General features: G+C 64.8%; 8 protein-coding genes and 2 pseudogenes. 6 read left to right on the top strand and 4 right to left on the bottom strand.

The window, feature by feature from the left end:
* The first annotated feature begins 31 nt into the window (after positions 1–31).
* A complete protein-coding gene (locus tag ACOGXQ_RS06255; RefSeq protein ID WP_419946567.1) occupies positions 32–10,000 on the top strand; it encodes a Calx-beta domain-containing protein in 9,969 nt (3,322 codons plus the stop codon).
* A gap of 492 nt (positions 10,001–10,492) precedes the next feature.
* On the opposite strand, the gene ACOGXQ_RS06260 is transcribed toward ACOGXQ_RS06255, so the two are convergent.
* Positions 10,493–11,368: an MBL fold metallo-hydrolase gene (locus tag ACOGXQ_RS06260; protein WP_419946568.1), complete on the bottom strand. Its 876-nt coding sequence runs from the start codon at positions 11,366–11,368 to the stop codon at positions 10,493–10,495.
* Positions 11,369–11,495: 127 nt separating this feature from the next.
* Between ACOGXQ_RS06260 and ACOGXQ_RS06265 the strand changes: the two genes are divergently transcribed.
* Positions 11,496–11,939 (top strand): PGPGW domain-containing protein, encoded by a 444-nt coding sequence (locus ACOGXQ_RS06265; protein WP_419946569.1) that lies wholly within the window; start codon positions 11,496–11,498, stop codon positions 11,937–11,939.
* Positions 11,940–12,032: 93 nt separating this feature from the next.
* Here the strand turns inward: ACOGXQ_RS06265 and ACOGXQ_RS06270 are convergent, their stop codons facing one another.
* Positions 12,033–13,682 (bottom strand): fumarate hydratase, encoded by a 1,650-nt coding sequence (locus ACOGXQ_RS06270; protein WP_419946570.1) that lies wholly within the window; start codon positions 13,680–13,682, stop codon positions 12,033–12,035.
* Positions 13,683–13,843: 161 nt separating this feature from the next.
* Here ACOGXQ_RS06270 and ACOGXQ_RS06275 point away from each other — a divergent pair, with 161 nt between their 5' ends.
* Positions 13,844–14,233 (top strand): VOC family protein, encoded by a 390-nt coding sequence (locus ACOGXQ_RS06275; RefSeq protein WP_419946571.1) that lies wholly within the window; start codon positions 13,844–13,846, stop codon positions 14,231–14,233.
* Between the two features lie 366 nt (positions 14,234–14,599).
* Positions 14,600–15,976 (top strand): replication-associated recombination protein A, encoded by a 1,377-nt coding sequence (locus ACOGXQ_RS06280; protein ID WP_419946572.1) that lies wholly within the window; start codon positions 14,600–14,602, stop codon positions 15,974–15,976.
* A 228-nt stretch (positions 15,977–16,204) separates the two neighbouring features.
* On the opposite strand, the gene ACOGXQ_RS06285 is transcribed toward ACOGXQ_RS06280, so the two are convergent.
* Both ACOGXQ_RS06285 and ACOGXQ_RS06290 read right to left on the bottom strand, forming a co-directional pair.
* On the bottom strand, positions 16,205–17,269 hold the full coding sequence (locus ACOGXQ_RS06285; protein WP_419946573.1) for an ABC transporter ATP-binding protein: 1,065 nt from the start codon (positions 17,267–17,269) through the stop codon (positions 16,205–16,207).
* 602 nt (positions 17,270–17,871) lie between these two features.
* Positions 17,872–18,791, bottom strand: a pseudogene (locus tag ACOGXQ_RS06290) (IS481 family transposase).
* 291 nt (positions 18,792–19,082) lie between these two features.
* Between ACOGXQ_RS06290 and ACOGXQ_RS06295 the strand changes: the two are divergent.
* Positions 19,083–19,688: pseudogene (locus tag ACOGXQ_RS06295) on the top strand (transposase); the annotation flags it as partial.
* A 23-nt stretch (positions 19,689–19,711) separates the two neighbouring features.
* Complete coding sequence (locus ACOGXQ_RS06300) at positions 19,712–20,542, top strand: transposase (protein ID WP_419946574.1); 831 nt, start codon at positions 19,712–19,714, stop codon at positions 20,540–20,542.
* Positions 20,543–20,613 lie beyond the last annotated feature (71 nt).

Raw genomic sequence — 20,613 nt, forward strand, 5'->3', positions numbered from 1 at the left:
CGCAACGCGGGGCATCGACGAACAGGGCACGGTGTCGTTGGAAGTCGCGCTGCTCGTGCCGGTCCTCATGCTGCTGACGCTGTTCGTGCTCTGGGCTGGGCGCGGCGGCAAGGTGGCCCTCGCAGCCGAACTGGCGGCCGAAGAAGCAGCCACCGCCGTCGCGCTGTGCTGCCCTGAGGACACCGAAGGGGAGCAAGGCCGCGAAGCTGTCGCCCAGGAGATGCTGACCAGTCGCCCAGGCCTCGACTACTTGTGCATCGACGGAATTCAGCCCGGCATCGAGCAATCGGGACAGTCCGCCGAGTTCGTGCGTGAGCACTGGCTGCCGTTCGAGCCCGGCTCGAACAGCGGCGGTGTCGGCATGCTGGAGGTGCGCTTCTCATGCGAGACCGACGGTGCCGTGGCACCGCTGCGAGGTCTGTTCCCGACGGTGAGCTTCGAGGGCCAAGCGGCCGAAGTCGTGACTCGCCATGCTCGCCCGCTCGGCATCGGCTTCAAGGATTCGAGAGTGTCCGTCAAGGAGGGCGTGGACTTGGTTTTTGTGGTGCAAGCCGCCGGACCGGTCGCCCAGGACATCGATGTTTCCTACGTTGTCGACACCTTGGAGACGACCGCCACCGCGGGCGCAGACTATGACGCCACGGGCCTGACGGGGACCGTGACGATCTTGGCAGGCACTAGCGAAGCGCAGATCACGGTGGAAACCGTCCCCGACGGCGCCTATGAGGGCGACGAGCTTCTGGTGCTGGACCTCACTGCGGTGAGCATCGGCAATGTCACGCTCGACCCCGACCGGGAACGCTCGACAGGCGAGATCACCGACGACACACCGCAGCCTTGGCTTGCGATCGAATGCCCCGGGCCGCAGGCGCGTGAAGGCGAGTCACTGACGTTCAAGGTACGGCTGCGCAACGCAGATGACAATGAGTCTGCCCCTGCTGCCGACGACATCTACGTGCTCGTCTCGACAGGCGGCGGCACGGCAACTGCAACCAACGACTTCGACCCCTTCACCAACCAGCAGCTTGTTTTCTCTGCCTCCGCACGCGAGGTGTCACAGAACGTGACGGTCACGACAAGGGACGATTCTGAGGCGGAGGAGACAGAGACTGTCGAGCTGGTGCTGGGCCAAGATCAGAGCAATCCGTGGCCGGGGTACTTCGGGGGCACGCTGGGGGCATCTTGCCCACGCGGGACGGCGGGCAAGATTCTCGACGACGAGGCGGTACTCAGTGTCGAAGCCGCGCAGGCAGAAGAAGGCCAGCCGCTGACGTTCAAATTGACGCTGACGGAGCGAGTCCCCGGTCATCTGCCCGAACTAGACGTCGTGGTGGACTACGAACTGCACCAGTCAAGAGACCCTTGGCCACAGGCGAACGGCGGCAATTCGTGCAGTACTGCGGACTATCTATGGGTCGAGCAGGATGGGAGTCCGGGCACATTCCTCACGACGGGCACCCTCACAATCCTGCCGGGAACGACGACAGCAGAGATCGTGGTGAGCACCTGCGAGGACGATCTCGTCGAACACGACGAGACGTTCTGGCTGCAGGTGAGCGTCTCGGACGGAGAAGCGATCGTGCCGGTCCCGCCGGACCCCGGCGGGTACGGCCCCGACGGTTACGGTGCGCACGGCACCATTCTCAACGACGACTTTGCCGTGGTGACCGTGGACAGTGCTGACGCCTCGGAAACCGATGGCGTCATGACCTTCAATGTCAGCTTGAAGGTCAATGGGTCTTCAGCGCGGATCCATCAGGACGTCACTGTCGATTTCCGAACTCTTGATGACGAGGCTCGCGGCGGGTCCGCATGCAACCCCGGAGTCGACTATGTGTCACTGCCGACGCAAACGCTGACGTTCACGCCATCGATGCTCGACGACCCCAACACGCCGGACGCGGACGAGTCTGCTCACCAGATCGAGGTGGAGATCTGCGACGATACGGACTGGGAGACCGACGAGACCTTCTGGCTCGAGTTCAGCAGCCCCAGCCCGTTCTCGGATCTGTTCGACGGCGACCCGGACACCGACGACCCGACGACGCTGCGAGCTGCGGGAACCATCACCAACGTGGACCCCCCGACGATCTCTGTCAGCGCCCCTGAAGCCGACGAAGGCACAGAGCTGGTGTTCACCGTCACCTTGAATCGGCCACGCGACAACCAGACGGTGACCGTCGACTACACCGTTGAAGACAGCGCTGCCAAAGCCACACGCGGCGACTACGCCTACGACTTCACTGAGTCGCCTCCCCCGCCCCAACCGCTCACCGGCATGCTCACGCTCAGCGACCGCTCGCCGACGGCCACCGTGAGGGTCCTGACGCTGCCCGACCGAGTACCAGAGAACCCGGAGGAGGTGCTCCTCGTCCTCAGCCTCAGACCTCCGGCCAACGCAGCTCTGGAAAGCGGCGGCATCGGCATCGGCACCATCATCGACGTCCCGCCCGGCTCGGTGCGAGTGAACAGCCCCAGAGCCACCGAAGGCGACACCATGACCTTCTCGATCTCACTGCGCCAGCTGCGAGACGATGACGGCAACGGCATCCCCAAGGAACATCCGTTTCCCATGGGAGACCTCGCCCGCGACATCCACGTGAGCTACCAGACTGAGGACAAAACCGCTCGTGGGGGACCCGCCGACGACCCGGACGCCGACTACGCCCCCGTATCGGGCACCGTCATGTTCACGCGGGGCGGCAGCAATGCACTCTCGGTCGAAGTCAAGACGCACGAAGACACGGACGGGCACGAGGGCGAGGAGAGCTTCGCGCTCAGACTTGAGATGGACGAAGACAGTCTTGTCGCAGGCCTTGCTGACCTCGAGGGCACCGGAACCATCAGCGACCGACCGCCGCCCCGCATCTGCATAGAGAATGCAGACACCGTGCGAGAGGGCGAGACCGCGGGGTTCACCGTGACTCTGCGCGACCACAACGACGGAGTCGCGCAAGGCAGCTGCAAAGGCGAGGTCACAACCTCCCACGAACCCGTCACGGTCGACTACACGACCCGAAGCCTCAGCGCAACAGCCGGGACAGACTTCGAGCCTCGTTCAGGCACCTTGGAGTTCCGCGCCGACACCGACACCACGCTCGTGATCAGCGTGCCGACACTCAGCGACCCCGACTGGGAACCTGAGGAGGAGTTCCACGTCGACCTTCACTCGCCTGTGAACGCAACCATTGACAGAGCTATCGGCAAAGGCACCATCCGCACGGACTGCATTGACGAAACCGATCCGGAGATTCCGGCGCTGGCCCTCCAAGAGCAGCAGGTCACTGAGGGCGCCTCCGCAACCATCTGGGCATCTGTGGATCGGCCCCTCTGCTTCAACTTGGAGTTGGAATGGCAGATCGTCACTAGCTCCGAGGCCACAGCCACAGACACAGAGGCTGTCCCTGCTGACTTCACCCAATACCACTACTTCTCGCCGTGGAGCGCCAGCGTGAATTCTTTCAGGAGCGCCGACGATCGGTTCCGCTTAGCGCATTTCTGGACCGAAGACGACGGTCTCGACGAGAATGACGAGGTCTTCCGAGTTCTCGTCCGCTGGGACAGCGGCATGCCTGAGCGTTTCCTCGATTCCAATCCGTGGGTCGAAGCCGAGTACACCATCATCGACAACGACTCTGAACCCAGGGTGAGCATTGCCGACGGCGCGGCCATCGCGGGCAGCGACATGAGCTTCGAATTGGAACTCAACACCGAGAGCGGCCGCGACGTCATCATCGGCTATTACACCGCGGACATCACTGCGCAGGGCAACGGCGTCGACTACACGAGCGTGCCGAACTCCCTCCCGCAGGAGGCAGTGATCAGAGCTGGAACCTCGAGCACAACCATCACGGTAGGAACCACACCCAACACGCCAGGCGAACCCGACGAGACGTTCCACATCGTGCTCGCGAGCGCGTCGAACGCCGCCATCGACGACGGTGTCGGCGTCGGGACGATTCTTGCGCAATCCGGTCCCAGCCTGCGCATCGACGACGCCTCAGCTCCAGAAGCCGAGACGATGAGGTTCGCAGTCACGCTCAGCGAAGCAGCCCCCCACACAGTGACCGTCGACTACAGGTCAGCAGAGCATGTGTCGGGGCTGTTCCCGGCCGCTCCAGCGGTCGACTATGTCACTGTCCAAGACAGCCTGACGTTCAATCCGGGCGAAACTGTGAAGTTCGTCTCGGTCGCCATTGAGCCTGACGACAGCGACGAGCCCGATGAGACGTTCATCGTCGAGCTCAGCAACCAGACCGCCGGAATATCGCTTGCGGACCGCTCCGCGATCGGCACCATCGAAGGCAATGTGGACTGCCTCAATCTCATACCTCCCAGCGCGGCGGACCTGCCTCCGATCATCGGGGAGATCTCGGGTCCATCAGTGAGCGGACATTCAGGCTCAGACATCGCCGTCAGCGAGGACGCAGGAGCGATCACGCTGACGCTGACTTTCGAAGTGCCGTTCTGTCATAGTCACCTCATCCTGATCGAAGAACTCAGAGGGACCGCGCTGCGGAACAGCGACTACGTCTTGCCGTACCACGACTACGCGGATATGACACCGCTTGATCCCGATATCGACATCGTCATACCGATAATCAACGACGAGCACACCGAAGGCGACGAATACGTCGAACTCATAGTTCGGGGCAATATTGCCGCCGGGTTCAACAAGTTTATGGAGACGTTACGCATCCGGTTCGACATCGTCGACGACGACCATACGCGTCTCGAAATTCCCACCGCCGACACCGTCCATACCTCAGAAGGCGGATACTTGAGCTTCACAGTGAGGCTCGACAAGCCGACCGCGCAACAGGTCACGTTCGACTTCGAGACCGCCGACGGAACCGCCACGCAGGACGACTATCAGACACGCAGCGGCCAAGCCACTATCCCGCCCGGTGAGCTGTCGGTCACCATTCCGGTGCGGACCTTCGATGACGGGTTCGACGAGCACGACGAAACCGTCCGACTGCTGATCAGCAACCTCCAAGGCGCTGAACCGGATCCCAGTCGTACCAGCGCAGACGGCCTCATCCTCGACGACGACGCCCCACCGACAGTGAGTGTCTTCAACGCCGAAGCCACTGAAGGCGGCGACTTGGAATTCGTCGTGAGGCTGAACACCCCCAGCGGTCGTCCGACGTGGGTCGACTTCAGCACCCGCGACGGCGTTGGCGAAACAGGCGCAACCGCTCCGGACGACTACGACTCGCGATCGGGAACCCTCGACTTCGCCGTCGGCGACACCGAGGCGACCATCGTCGTCCCGACCCACAGCGACGGCGAGGGCGACGGCGACGAACTGCTCTTTCTGGATCTGATGCGCGACGGCGACGGCGGGCTTTTGCTCGACGACCCTGTCGGGGCAGGCATCATCCACGATGTGTCAGAGCGTCTCATCAGCATCGCCGACGCATTCGTCTCCGAGGGAGGAGTGCTGGAGTTCACGGTCGGTTTCGAGGGGCCGCCCCGCAGCGAGGACATCGTCGTCGACTACCGCACCACGGCCGATACGGCGACCCCGGGCGACGACTACGACGACCTGTTCGAGACTCGCTCGGGGCAGGTGCGCATTCTGGCGGGGCTGACTTCGGCCAAGGTGCGCATCCCGACGGTGGAGGACCGCCTCGACGAGTCCGCCGAGCGGCTGCACCTGCATCTGTCCAACTCCGTCGGCGCGATGCTCGCGGGCGACAAAGCAGTCGGGTTGATCGTCGACGACGACCCCGAGCCGTCACTGAGGATCGACGATCCCGTAGCGACCGAGAGCATCGACGAGGCTGTGGGATTCACGCTGACGCTCAGCGAAGCAAGCGGACGCGACGTCGAAGTCATCCATGACAGCGTCGAAGGCACCGCCGAAGCCGACGATGACTACCGCGCCACCCAGGCAGGCGGCGAGGTCGCAACCATCCCAGCGGGTGACGTGAGCATCCGCCTGCTGGTGCCCCTCGTCGACGACAGCACCCCTGAGTCAGTCGAGGACTTCCAGATGGTGCTGCGCGATCCGGTCCATGCACGGATCGCGGACCCGATCGGCGTGGCCCGGATCTTCGACGACGACGGGGCGCCGCAACTCCTGCCCGAGAACCCTGAACCTGTGTATGAGGGCAGCGGGGCAAGCGTCGAGTTCGTGGTGAGGCTCAGCCGTGCCGCCTCGGAGGACATCACGGTGAACTATGCGACGCAGGCCGATTCTGCAACAGCCGGAGACGACTTCGTCGCCGATTCCGGCACGGTCTTCTTTGCGGCCGGCGATACGGAGCAGACCGTGTCCGTCGTCTTGGTGAACGACGACATCGGCGAGTCGGACGAGCAATTCAGACTCGTGTTCAGCTATGAAGGCACCGACGCCGTGGTCGACCCCAACGCTGACGCCGCGATTGCGACGATCCTGGATGACGACGCAGTGCCGAGAGTATCCGTCGATGACGTCGAAGCTGCCGAAGGCGCAGTGGCGAACTTCACCGTGAGTCTCGACAAGGCGTCCCCGCGAGCGACCACCGTCCGGTACGCCGCAGTCATCGACCCGACCGCATTCATCGACCCGACCACGGGCGGCGCTCCCGCAACGCCGGGACAGGACTTCACACCTGTCGACGACGTGCTGACCATCCCGGCGCTCAGCACACACGCCACCGTGAGCGTGCCGCTGTCCGACGACGCTCTCGACGAGCACGCTGAGACATTCTGGCTGCGGCTGCGCGAGCCCGAAGGGGCGCGACTCGCCGACGGCACCGGAACCGGCACGGTCATCGACGACGATCCGCTGCCGCGCGTCACGATCGCGGAAGCAGGCGGCCCTGAAGGAACAGATCTGCAGTTCGCTGTCAGCCTCGATGCCATCAGCGGCCGCACTGTCCTGGTTCCTTGGACGACAGCGCCACGCGCCCACGGCGACAGTTGGACCCGGGCCACAATCGGCGATGACTACACCGCTCAGTCGGGGACGCTGAGGTTCCCTGCGGGCATAACCACTGCACACATCACTGTCGAAACCGTCGATGATGACCGCCATGAGCGCGACGAGACGTTTTTTGTGCATCTCGGCAACCCCATCAACGCGACGGGCGCCGACAGCACCGCATTGGGCACGATCCGCGACAACGACAGCGAGCCGAGAATCCTGATCTCTGACGTCGAAGTGGTCGAGACTGACAGCCCCGCCGTGTTCATCGTCACGCTCAGCCGACCGAGCAGCCTTCCCGTCACCGTCACCTACCAGACCTCGAACGGCACAGCAACCGCGCCAGCGGACTATGCAATCTCGGCTGATGGATCTTCAGGCACGCTCTCGATTCCAGCCGGGCTCACCGTGGGCGAGATCTCGGTATTCATCGTCGATGACAACATTCCAGAACACACCGAGACCTTCGACATCACGCTCTCTGATGCCGTGAACGGCATCGTGGCAACCGACGCTGGCACTGCTACCGCATACATTCTCGACAATGAGCGAACCCGCCTCTTCATCTCAGACGCCAGCGCCTTCGAAGATGAAGGCGTCATCACCTTCGACATCTTTCTCGAAGGCGCGACCGCTCTTGACGACGTCACGGTGGACTACAGAACATTCGACGCCTCCGCGACCCAGCCCGGCGACTACATCGCCCAAGCAGGCACTGCGACCATTCCCTCGGGTTCCACCACGGCCACGATCTCCGTTGCCTTGACCGACGACGTAGTCGACGAGGGAGTCGAACGTTTCGTGCTGCGCTTGAGCAACGCGAACGGGGCCCACCTCTCCGACGACCAAGCCGAAGGTTCGATCTTCGACGAGGACACTCCGCCCCGGTACAGTTTGGCATCGCAGCCGTTCTACCGCGAAGATGCCGGTACCGTCACCATGCGGGTGGTGCTCGACCGCGCCAGCGAAGACGAGATCACTGTTGACTATGCCACTGCAGACCCAAAGCCTCTCAGCTGCGACAGGGCAATGGTGCCGACATCAGGCCGACTGATATTCGAACCTGGATCCGTCGCGGAAGAATTCGAAGTCACGTTAGTGGACGACATGACAAACTGTGTGCTGCCTCTTACAGGCTTTGCAGACGTAGGGCCGGCATTCTATCGGTCGTTCACGATCAACTTTACGGATCCCCAGAATGCAATCAGTAGCCACAAATACGGTTACCACTGGTATACAGCCGAGCCGTTCTCTTATTACCAGTACACCAGTAATATTCGTATCAGAGTGCTCGACATCAGAGTGCTGCCATGTGTCGGTCTACGGAATCTCGACGACATCGCCGAGAACGCAGGCCAAATCATCATCACTCCCACCTTGAGCTACCGGCCGGACGAAAACGTAAGAGTGCGTGTGCGGGCTGTCAGCGGCTCTGCAACGAGCGGCGAGGACTTCGACGCGCTCAACACGATCGTCACTATCCCGGCAGGACAACTGTCGACCGACGTGACCTTTGGAATCGTCGACGACAGCGAATTCGAAGGCGCCGAGACATTGCAACTCCGCGTCAGCGCAATCACAAACGCCCGGGATGATTGTGAGAGCGATTGGTGGAGCAACGAAATCGACGTCACGATCGCCGACGACGAGAGCGCGCTCGAACTCTCCGTGAAGGACATCGACATCGCGGAAGACGCCGGTACGGCAATCTTCGAGATCACACTCGATCAGGCCGCCCGCTCTGACGTCACCGTGAACTACAGCACAGACGACGGTTCAGCCACTGCTCCCAGCGACTACATATCGACAAGCGGGTCTCTGCGTATCAACGCCGGACGCAGATCGGCATTCGTCATGGTCCCGGTTGTCGACAACGCCGCGGGCAATGGAGACAAGACGTTCAAGCTGCTGCTGAGCACTCCGAACGGTGCCGTTATCGCAGATGACGAAGCCAACGCCACGATCCGCGATAACGAGAGTCAGAGTCGGACGACTCTCAGCATCGCTGACGCTGCTACTGCGGACAGCTCCACCTGCTTGAATTTCTGGTTGACGCTCAGCGAAGCCGCCACCGGAGAAGTAACAGTGCATGTGACAACTGTCGCTGTCCCGTCACTGGGGGATCGCGCGGCGATACCTATAGAACTCGAAGGGAGCTCCGGCGAGTATGTGGATAATCAAGGACAGCTGCAGAGCGGCCTAACAGGCGAGTATCTTCCCCGGCGCTCATTCCCAGTGCGGATCTTCAGGAGTTTTACAAGCCAGAACTTCTGTGTGTTCTTGGCCGCCAAGGACAGTGTGCCGGAATTCGACAAGCAGTTCAAGGTCGTCATCCATGACGTCGAGGGGGCGATTGTCAGCAAGTCATCAGCATGGGGGACGATTCTCGACACCGACAACCCGCGTGCTGTCATTGACGACGTGACCGTCGCAGAAGACGCACGCAGCGTCAACGTGACAGTACGTCTGCTCGAACCGGGCGTCCTCCCTGCATCTCTCAAGTACGTGACTGAGGTCAGAGGCTCAGTCGGCGATGAGGCGGCACGGCCCGACGAAGACTATGCACAGACCTCAGCCGAGCTGCGCATCCCAGCCGGGAATCTCTCAGCAACCATCACAGTGCTAATCCACGACGACAATCGCGACGAGGCGGACGAGTCGTTCCTGATTCAGCTCAGCGAAGGGGACGCGATCGAATTCACCGACTCGAGTGCCTTGGTCACCATCACCGACGACGACCCCGGCTGGTGGGTCAGCAATGCCACCGTAAGCGAAGGAACCTCGGTGATGGAGTTCACTGTGCAACGAGACCACACCAGCACCGCAGCGGTTGCCGTCAGATACCAAGTCTCCGGGGCGTCTGCGACCGGAGGCGATGCTGCCGACGGCTGCGCCGACGGCATCGACTTCCTGCTCCCGTCCGGCAATGTCGTCGTCCAGCCTGCGCAGACCGAGACCACCGTCAACGTGACGATCTGCGACGACACCGAAGTCGAAGCGCGAGAAACACTCCTGTTCGAACTCACCAATGTCGACGGCCGCAACCTGTCAGCGGTGGGCGCCATCATCGACAACGAGAACTGAGCATCGCTTGATGATTCGCTTGGGAACTGCCGCCGGACTGCCACTGGAAGAAAATCTTCACCCGGTTCGGCCTCACATCTGCCAGGAGTTGGTCGGGAACTCAGAAGTCACAGTCATATTTCGCGCCAAGCACGGGCTTGGTTGAACCAGCCGAGGATCGACTACGCGACGTCGGTCAAGGTTCTTGAGCAGATTGCGATCGCTAACACCGGACAGCCTCCAGTATCGCCGCGAGTCAGTCTTGGGATGAGTTCGTCCAGATTGGTGGCCCTGATGATCGCCGCTGCGTTGCGCACGTCTCGCCATTCAAAGCGCTCTGCAGGGTGCTGAAAAGTCGGTTTTCGGGCAGTTGCCGAGTGCCGAGTGCAAATCCGCAGGTCAGTGGCTTGCATCTCTGGCCACACCCGCATGTTTCAGCTCAGCATCCTGCTGGCAATGGACCAGGTACTGCTGATCGGTAGCTGTAGGTGAGGTCCATGGTGACGTCCGACGTTAGGGGGCGAAGATCCAGCTGTTCGGCTGATCAGTTGTCTCGATGTGACCGGCAGTGCGGCCGGCGAAGTGGGTGCCGATGACGAGCGGGCCGTCCGACCAGCGCGGGAACGCCTCGAGGCGGGTGGCGGTGGACGTGCCGTCAGCCGTGTAGTCGGCGCTCGAAGCCATGTCGGGGCGAGCGAACTGCAGGGGGTGGTGAATCATGTCGCCGGTGATGACTGCCCGCTCCCCCGCCGATTCGATGATGACGCTGATGTGGCCGGGGGTGTGGCCGGGCGTCGACTCGAACCACACCTCGTCGTTGATGCGATGATCGGGGTTGATGAGGTCGGCGAGGCCGGCGTCGGTGATCGGCTGCACCGAGTCTTCGAAGACCGGCCCGTACTCCTGCGGCTCGGAACGCCAGTAGTCGTACTCGGCCTGGCAGAACAGGTAGCGGGCATTGGGGAAGGTCGGCACCCAGTCGCCGTCGACAAGCCGAGTGTTCCAGCCGACGTGGTCCACGTGCAGGTGGGTGCACACCACGTAGTCGATGGTCTCGGGGGCGAATCCGGCTGCGGTGAGGTCTTCGAGGAACGGCGTGGAGAGCTGCTCGAAGGGCGGTGCTCCCGGGCGTGACTTGTCGTTGCCGACGCAGGTGTCCACGATGATCCGCAGTCCGCCGGATTCGATCACCACCGAGTGCATCGACAGCCGCATGCGGCCGTCGTCGGTGACGAAGTCGGGCCGCAGCCAGTCGTAGTCGTCGATGACCTCGTCGGCACCCGGCAGCAGGATGCTGAACGGCCAGTGCACTTCGAGCTCGGCGATGCGGGTGAGGCGGGCGTCGCCCACGATCCACGTGATCGGAGCGGGCTTGTCGACGGTCGGCATCGTCGGATCTCCTCGGCGTGCACTAGGGATTGGTCCGCTGTCGGCGTGTGCGATGAAGGGTGTCGTTGCGCAGCAGTCAGGATCCGCCACACTATTGCCGCCCCGCGTCCCCCTGCCGTGCCGAGCTATGAACGATTCTGCTGACAATCCGCCTGACCCCGGCGATCCGGTCCGCGGCGAGCGGTTCCGCGAAGCAGCCATTGCGGCCGAGCTGGAGACCGGTGAACGCGAACCGACCCGTCAGAAGGCATGGCACAGTTCGGTGGTCCGGCTTGTCCGGATGGGTCTCGGGTTCTGCGTGGTGCTGCTCGGCCTCATCATGATGCCGCTGCCTGGGCCTGGGACGCTGGTGGTGGCCGTGGGCTTGGCGATCCTGGCTCGTGATGCGGCGTGGGCCGACCGGCTGCTGGGCAAGGTGCGTGAGCGGCTGCCGTCCGACGCGAACGGCAAGCTGCCCCGCTCGGCGGTAGCAACGATGGTTCTTCTCGCGGCGGCAGGCATCGCTGCCTCGATCTGGTTCACGGTGGGCGACATCAACCCGTTCGACGTGATCCTCTTCTGGCGAAACTGAGGACGAAGCCCCTTGTCTCCGTTGTCGCGAGCGGGGCGTGCAGCCGCTGATTCTGTTGCCGCCAGCGGGGGCGAACCCCTTCGCTCGCCAAGATCAACGGATATTGACCGGCGTGGAGACCTCGCTGTAGAAGTCGTTGCCCTTGTCGTCCACCACGATGAACGCCGGGAAATCCTCCACCTCGATCTGCCAGACAGCTTCCATGCCCAGCTCGGGATACTCGAGCACCTCGACCTTGCGGATCGAGTCCTTGGCCAGCCGGGCGGCCGGGCCGCCGATCGAGCCGAGGTAGAAGCCGCCGTAGCGGGCGCACGCCTCGATGACCTGGCGGGACCGGTTGCCCTTGGCCAGCATCACTAGGCTGCCGCCGGAGGCTTGGAACTGCTCCACGTAGGAGTCCATGCGGCCGGCGGTGGTGGGCCCGAACGAGCCTGACGCGTAGCCCTCGGGCGTCTTGGCGGGCCCGGCGTAGTACACGGGACGTTCCCTCATGTAGTCAGGCAGCCCCTCGCCGGAGTCGAGGCGCTCCTTCAGCTTGGCGTGGGCGATGTCTCGGGCCACCACCAGCGTGCCGGTGAGCGACAGCCGGGTCTTGACAGGGTGCTGGGTGAGCTGGCTGCGGATCGCATCCATCGGCTGGCTCAGATCGATGGGCACCACGCCAGTGGACATCTCTCGCTCGGGGGCCTCGGGCAGGAACCGTGCCGGGTCGGTCTCGAGCTGCTCGAGGAAGACACCGTCGGCGGTGATGCGCCCGAGCGCCTGGCGGTCCGCCGAGCACGACACGGCGATGGCCACCGGACAGCTCGCGCCGTGGCGGGGCAGCCGCACCACCCGCACGTCGTGGCAGAAGTACTTGCCGCCGAACTGCGCTCCGATGCCGAACTCCCGGGTGAGCTCCAGGATGCGGCCTTCCCATTCGAGGTCACGGAAGCCGTGCCCGGCCTCTCCGCCCGATGTCGGGAGCGTGTCGAGGTACTTGGCCGACGCGTATTTGGCGACCTTCACGGCGAACTCCGCCGAGGTGCCGCCGATCACCACTGCCAGGTGGTACGGCGGGCAGGCGGAGGTGCCCAGCGTGCGCAGCTTCTCGTCGAGGAAGCGGGTGAGGTTGTCGGGAGTGAGCAGGGCCTTGGTCTCCTGGAACAGGAAGCTCTTGTTGGCCGAGCCGCCACCCTTGGTCATGAAGACCAGCTCGTACTCGTCGCCCGGCGAGGCGTAGATCTCGATCTGTGCGGGCAGGTTGTTGCCGGTGTTGCGCTCGGTGAACATGTCGAGCGGGGCCATCTGCGAATAGCGCAGGTTCGAGGTGAGAAACGTGTCTGCCACGCCCTGGGAGACGGCCGCGGCATCGTCGAAGTCGGGATCGTCCGCGGTGCCGGTGAGCACCCGTTCGCCCTTGTGCCCCCAGACGATGGCGGTGCCGGTGTCCTGGCAGCTCGGCAGCACTCCCCCGGCGGCGATGTTGGCGTTCTTGAGCAGTTCGAGGGCGACGAAACGGTCGTTGGCGGACGCTTCAGGGTCGTCCCCGATTGCGGCGAGCGCTGCCAGGTGATCGGTGCGGAACAGGTGAGAGATGTCGCGCATCGCCTCAGCGGTGAGCAGCCGCAGCGCTTCGGGCTCGACCTGCAGGAAGCGCCGGCCCGCGACGTCGAGCGTCGAGACGCCCTCGGACGTGAGATGCCGGTAGGTCACGTCTGCGGGACCCGTGGAGAGCAGCTCCACATGGGCGTAGGTGCTCATTGCCTCATGCTACGGAAACTCGCCCGCCGGCGAGCCGCAAGAGGCTGAGCGGCCGTGCGTTGTCCCAAATTGGTGCAATCGACGCCTCGCCGCGTCCACTTTCGCACCAATATGCGAAGGCGACCGTGTCTTGACCGCATGGCGGCGGCGAGAATGGGCGGGTGACAGGCGTCGAGTCGATCAACGCAATCACGCTGCGGACAGCGGTCATGGCGACGTCGGTCCGGTTCTACGAGGACTTGGGGTTCCGGCTCACCTACGGCGGTTCCGATGCGCCGTTCAGCACGCTGCGAAGCGGCGAGTGTTTCGTGAACCTGATTGCGGTCTCCAGTCCGGCTGAGGCCGAGACCGGCTGGGGCAGGGTGATCTTTCACGTGGACGACGTGGACGCGCTGTACCAGCAGGCGCTCGATGCCGGGCTGGAACCCCAGGCAGCGCCCCGCGACGCACCGTGGGGTGAGCGCATGTTTCCGATCTTCGACCCTGCAGGCCACGACCTGAGCTTCGCCACGCGGATCCGCGCCTACGAGGTGGATCACCCCGAGCTGTGACGGTCTAGTGCGATGTCCACAAACGTTCGCGCGCTCGCGCGCCTAAGATTTGCCCGCAGTTCCAGTGTTTTGCTTCGGTGTCACCATGCGCAGGTATGCGGACACCGCACTAGCAGGATGCTGAAAGAGTCGGTTTTCGGGCGGTGTCCAGTTGCAAACCCACAGGTCAGGGGCTTGTGCTTCCGGCCAGACCCGCAAATTTCAGCATCCTGCTAGACGTGAGCGAAGCACCAGCACCAAGGAGTGACCAGATGTCCAGACTGCTCTCATACGGAACTGTGACGGTCTGGACGTGAGCGAAGGGTCCAGTCGCGATTCGCACGCGGGTGATGCCGCCGCCTCATCCGGAACTGTGACGGTCTGGACGTGAGCGAAGGGCTGTTCGAGGCGGCCGGCAGCGAGCAGCTGGCCCGCCATGCCCCGCTGGCCGCACGGCTGCGACCTCGCACGCTCAACGAGATCGTCGGCCAAGACCATCAGCTCGCGCCGGGCCGACCGCTGCGTGAGCTGATCGAGGCTGATCGCTTGGCGTCGGTGATCCTGTGGGGTCCGCCGGGCACCGGCAAGACGACGCTCGCTCGGGTGGTAGCTGCATCGACTGCGAAGGAGTTCTGCGAGCTGTCGGCGGTGAGTGCCACGGTCAAGGACGTGCGCGAGGTCATTGCCGGCGCGCGGCTGCGCCTCGGCGAGCACGGTCGGGGCACGATCCTGTTCCTCGACGAGGTGCATCGCTTCAACAAGGCGCAGCAGGACGCGCTGCTGCCGGCGGTCGAGGACGGCTTGATCGTGCTGATCGGCGCCACCACCGAGAACCCGCACTTCGAGGTCAACCCGCCGCTGCTGTCACGCTCGACACTGTTCCGGCTGGTGCCGCTCGACGACGCTGCGCTGCGCACGCTGATCGATCGGGCACTCGACGCGGAGGGCGCTTCCGCCGACGCTGCGGCGATCGACCACATCGCGGCCCGCAGCGGGGGCGACGGCCGTCATGCGCTCACCAGCACCGAGGTGGCCGTGGCACTCGCTGCGCGCCGCCAAGAGGCAGAGGCGCTCGAAGCCATCAAGATCAGCAGCGCAGCCCACGCCGCCCCCGACCCTGTTGCGGCGGGCACGCACGTCACGCTGATCGACGCCGAGCACGCCGTAGACGCCAAGGCGGTTCGCTATGGCGCCGACGGCCACTACGACACAATCAGCGCGTTCATCAAGTCGCTGCGCGGCTCGGACACCGACGCCGGCCTGTACTGGCTGGCCCGGATGCTCGACGCCGGCGAGGACCCGCGGTTCATCGCCCGCCGCATGGTGATCCTGGCGTCGGAGGACATCGGCATGGCCGACAGCTCGGCGCTGCTGGTGGCCGAAGCGGCGGCACGGGCCGTCGAGTATGTCGGCCTGCCCGAAGCCGGGCTGAACCTGGCCCATGCCGTGGTGCGGCTGGCCACCGCTCCTAAGTCCAACCGGGTGACCGTGGCGCTCGGCCGGGCGAAGGCCGATGCCCGCGCCGCGGGGGCCGGCGAGGTGCCCATCCACCTGCGTGACGCCCACTACCAGGGTGCTGCCTCACTCGGTCACGGCGAGGGCTACGAGTACCCCCACGACGATCCCAGCGGCTGGGTTTCCCAGCAGTACCGGCCCGACGAGGTGGCCGGCAACGTCTACTGGGAACCGTCCGAGCACGGCCGTGAGCGCGACCTGCGCCCGGCAGCAAACCCTGACGATTCCAGCGAACGGCCAGCCGACTGACGGCAGCAGGAGCACAATGAGCGCGAACGCACCGGCGCAGGATGGCTGAGCCGGGCAAATGTGTGCGAAGCGCCGCTGCGGACGGCACTCTTGCGCATAGAACGACCGCAGCAGGAAACATGTGCAGAAATGCCGCTGCGGACGGCACTCTTGCGCATAGAACGACCGCAGCAGGAAACATGTGCAGAAATGCCGCTGGCGGCACCATTGCGCAGAAAGCGAGATTCGTCAGCGGCAACGCTCAAGCGGGATGACTGCACCGCTGCCGATAAGCACAGTCACGGCGGCTCCGACGGCGGGGCCGTAGGGCGTAATGGCGTCGAGGGTCGTGGTCACCCCGTCGGCATCGACGTCGAGGCGCGATTCGTAGCGATCGCCACGGAAGCGCCGCCGGGTTACAGAGGCTGGCAACTGCGTCGTCCCCTCAGCAGCCCCATCCGCGGAGGGTCGCTCCCCGGCTGCCGGGTTCGGGTTCACCTCGATGCGATCGGCGCGCAGCACGAAGCTGTTCTCGCGCCCGGCGGCCCTGGCCAGCGCCGGCGGCACTTCTGCCTCGAACACGTTGGTGTGGCCCAGGAACCGGGCCACTTGGGCAGTTCGAGGATCGGTCCACACCTCTTCGGGGGTGCCGATCCGCAGCAGGCGGCCTGAGGCCATCACCGCAATGCGGTCCGCCAGGGCAAACGCCTCGTGATGGTCGTGGGTGACGTGTACGGCAGTGACGCCGACCTGGTCGAGCACGGGCCGCAGCTCATTGATGAGCCGCTCTCGCAGCAGCCGGTCCAGCGAGCCGAACGGCTCGTCGAGCAACAGCACTCTCGGTTCGGGGGCGAGTGCGCGTGCCAGCGAGACCCGCTGCGCCTCGCCGCCCGACAGCGTCGCCACGTCCCGGCCCTCAAAGCCCGACAGGCCCACCAGCGCCAGCACCTCGGCAACCCGCCTTCGTCGCTCGTCGAGCGGCACCTTGGCCATGCGCAGCCCGAACGCCACGTTGCCCTCGACATCGAAGTGGGGGAACAGCACCTCGTCCTGGAACATCAGCCCGATGCCGCGCTGGTCGGGGCGCTGGCCGGTCAGGTTCTTGCCGTCGAGCTCGATACTGCCGGCGTCGAGCGGTTGCAAGCCTGCGGCTGCCCGCAGCAGCGTGGTCTTGCCGCAGCCCGACGGCCCGAGCAGCACCACCATCTCACCGTCGCCGACGGCGAGGTCCACCCCGTCCAGCGCCCGCGTGCGATCGAAGTGAACGTGAGCGCCGGTGATGCGCAAGGTGCCGCCGCCTCGCCCGTCTGCCATGTGCGAGACGCTACGCACTCGGTGCAGTCAGTCTGAACAGGTTTTCAGGCGGGGCACGCTCCGATTGGCGGCGGTGGGGGTCGCCTTGCGTTACGCCTGAGGTTTGCTCGCGGGGTGCCGCGCGACGTTCGCGCGGGTCAGAGATTCGGTGCATTGCGCAGCGTCACCCAGCGGCGTGGCACTAGATGGTTAGTTCCAAGGGGTCAGTGCAAACATCTATAGTGAAAGATACTGAAATATATGCAAAAAGATATTGAGCGCTCAGGAACACGGGCGCGAGCAGCGGATGTCCGAGCCGGAGCTGAGCTGGAGCGCAAGGTCGGCAACGGACTCAGGAGCCGAGCAACCCGCGATACGGAAGTCATCGATGTCTCTCGATTCTTCTTGGTCTGTTGCACACTCAAGTTTCCAGCGCCAACCTTGGAACTAATCATCTAGTGTCCCGAGTGGAGAATTCGTTGTGCATAACGGCTCCGGCGTCTCGCGCTCGCCGTCGCTCAGCACCACCGGCACAGTCGGCCGTTACCGTCGAACACCCACCACAGCCTCCGGTCATCGACCAAGACCCCATGATGGCGCAACCGACGCCAAAACGCGATCAACTAGTTGACACGCATGTAATGACCACAGAGGTTGTCGACGCGGTTGGCGGGTGTGGCTGCGATGGCGGTGTGGTGCCGGTGGTGATTGTAGGTGTGCACCCAGTTCTGGAGGCGTCGGCGGCGGTCGGGTTCTGAGCGGAGCTTGTAGCTGTAGAGGAACTCCTCGGCGAGGGTGCGGTTGAACCGCTCGACCTTGCCGTTCGTCTGTGGCCGGTAGGGGCGAGTGAGCCGATGCTTGGCGCGGTTCTCGGCGAGCGCCTCGGCGAGCTTCGCTGAGGTGAAGTTCTTGCCGTTGTCGGTCATGACCGCGTCGATGCCGACGTTGAGCCGGTTGAACCAGTCCCGAGCGTTGCGCCAGAACGCTGCGGCCGTCACGGCTTTCTCGTTGTCGTGGGCCTCGACGCAGGCGATCCGGGAGTGGTCGCCGACGGCGACGTGCAGGTACGTGCAGCCGCGGCGTCGGCGCTTGGCCCGGCGGGCCTTGGGCGACCCTCGGCCATGGACCCGCCACCCGCCGCCAGGGGGCACCTTGGCGACCTTCCTCACGTCGACGTGCACCAGATCGCCGGGATGAGCTTTCTCGTAGCGGCGCACCCGCTCACCGGTGGGCCGATCGACCCACGCGAGCCGGTTCAGCCCGCGGCGCACCAGCACCCGATGCACCGTCGACGCCGGCACTCCCACCCGAGCAGCCAGCCGCACCAGGCCCAGCCGCTTGGAGCGCCGCAGCCGGCAGATCTTCTTCTCGACCCGCTCAGCAGTGCGGGCAGGCGAGCGCAACGGCCGGCTCGACCGGTCCTCCAAGCCCACCGCGCCCTGCGCCTCATAGCGCTTCACCACTTGTCCACCGTCTGACGCGAGCAGCCCATCTGAGCCGCCACCGCCGTCTTGGACTGACCTGCCTGCACACGCTCGACCATCACCAGCCGCGAACGCGGCGACAACCTCGGCCGCGGCGCACCCCGCCGAGCCGCTCCTGCACTACCGTCGATCACTGAGCCTCCGCTCGCAATCCGGGACCACAACAGACCCCACACTGCCACGGAGGCTCAACCCATCACAGGAACCGAACCGTCGACAACCTCTGTGGGCATTACAACTAGTGGTGCGTCGCTGAAATGGCTGGGGCTGAAGCAAGCCCATTCTTACAGGTCAGCGAGTTGCATGATGCCCGGAAGAAAACTGCGACACACCACTAGCCCTGATTTTTCATGAGTGGGTGGGTTCGGGGTGTGCGGGTTCGCGGAAAGGCTTCTCTGACCTGCGATGATGCGTGTGTCCTCAGGCCGCATCAGCGAGTTCAGGGGGGCATCTCCGAGGTGGAACTTAGCAGTGTCACGAACGCGTGTCCGGCAGGCGGCGGCGAGCGGGTGGTGTGGGGCGCGGGGCTGTTCGCTCTGGGGGGTTTCGCGGACCGTGTCGGGTTGACCGGTGCGCTGTCTGCGGCGGTGCCCCGGCTCGGGGAGCGGGCCCCGGTTCATGACCGGGGCCGGGTGCTCACTCATGCGTTGTTGATGCTGGCGGGCGGCGGTGAGGCATGCAGCGATATCGAGCATCTGCGTGCTCAGGGGGACCTGTTCGGGGACGTGGCATCGGACTCGACCTTGTATCGCACGATCCGGGGGCTGGGCCCTGGGGGCGCCGATGCGCTGTTGGGCACCGCGGCTGCGGTGCGTGAACGGGTGTGGGATGGCCGGGATCGCAGCGGCCCGCTGGTGTTGGACATCGACTCGACGCTGCTGGAGGTCCACTCGGGGAACAAGACCGGCGCTGCGCCGCATTTCAAAGACGGTTATGGGTTCCATCCGATGATCTGCGCGACCGCTGAAGGGGGGCCGTTGTGGGTCAGGCTGCGGGCGAGCAACGCCGCGGCGAACGACATACGGATCATCTCGGGGTGCTCGACGCCGCTGTGGGAATGCTGCCCGAAACCGATGCCGCCGGGCACCGAGACGGCGACGACCCCTGTTCGGTGCAGCGCCCGATGGTGGTGCGCATCGACGCCGCGGGGTGCTCGCCGAGGCTCGCCGCACGGCTGCGGGGTCGCAACATCGGCTTTGCGGTCTCGGCGCGCTCCACGCCGGCGATCACCGCCGCCATCGGCGATGCCTTGGGCGAGCAGGGCCGCTGGCACCCGACCCAGCCCGGCCCCGACCAGCGCCCGGGCCGCCGCCGCGCCCACGTCGCCGAGTTCACCGACACGGTGGACCTGTCCGGCTGGCCCCAAGGCACCCGGCTGGTGGTGCGCCGCGAACCCTTGCACCCAGGCGCGCAGCGCAGCCTGTTTCCCAGCGACCGGTTCCGCTACTGGGGATTCCTCACCGACCAGCCCCACAGCCCTGCCCGGCTCGACCGGCTGATGCGCTCACACGCCGACCTCGAGGACACCGTGCGCCGCCTCAAAGACAGCGGCCTTGGGCGCATGCCGTTCACCGACTGGGACGCCAACAGCGCCTGGGCCGCGCTGTGCGCCATCAACCACGCGCTCGTGGACTGGTTCCAGACCGCCTGCCTCAACGGGCCGCTGCGCCGAGCAGCACCCAAACGGCTCCGCTGGCAACTCTGGCACCTTCCCGCCGTCGTGTGCCGCACCGGGCGAAGAACCCTGCTGCGCCTGCCCCAACAGCACCCCGGCACCAAAGCGCTCCTCGCCGCCGCCCACCCCCGCTGAGCAACCACGCCCCAGCCGAACCCCCCATCCCGGCTCCCGCCGGGCACATCGTCACGCCCCCACACGCACCC

Origin of the sequence: Candidatus Poriferisodalis sp. (assembly GCF_965208485.1) — a bacterium.
Taxonomy (GTDB): Bacteria; Actinomycetota; Acidimicrobiia; order Acidimicrobiales; family Poriferisodalaceae; genus Poriferisodalis.

Coding starts and splice junctions, on each gene's coding strand:
- ACOGXQ_RS06260 (WP_419946568.1), bottom strand. CDS start 11,368: ATGCCGACCGTCGACAAGCCCGCTCCGATCACGTGGATCGTGGGCGAC.
- ACOGXQ_RS06265 (WP_419946569.1), top strand. CDS start 11,496: ATGAACGATTCTGCTGACAATCCGCCTGACCCCGGCGATCCGGTCCGC.
- ACOGXQ_RS06270 (WP_419946570.1), bottom strand. CDS start 13,682: ATGAGCACCTACGCCCATGTGGAGCTGCTCTCCACGGGTCCCGCAGAC.
- ACOGXQ_RS06285 (WP_419946573.1), bottom strand. CDS start 17,269: ATGGCAGACGGGCGAGGCGGCGGCACCTTGCGCATCACCGGCGCTCAC.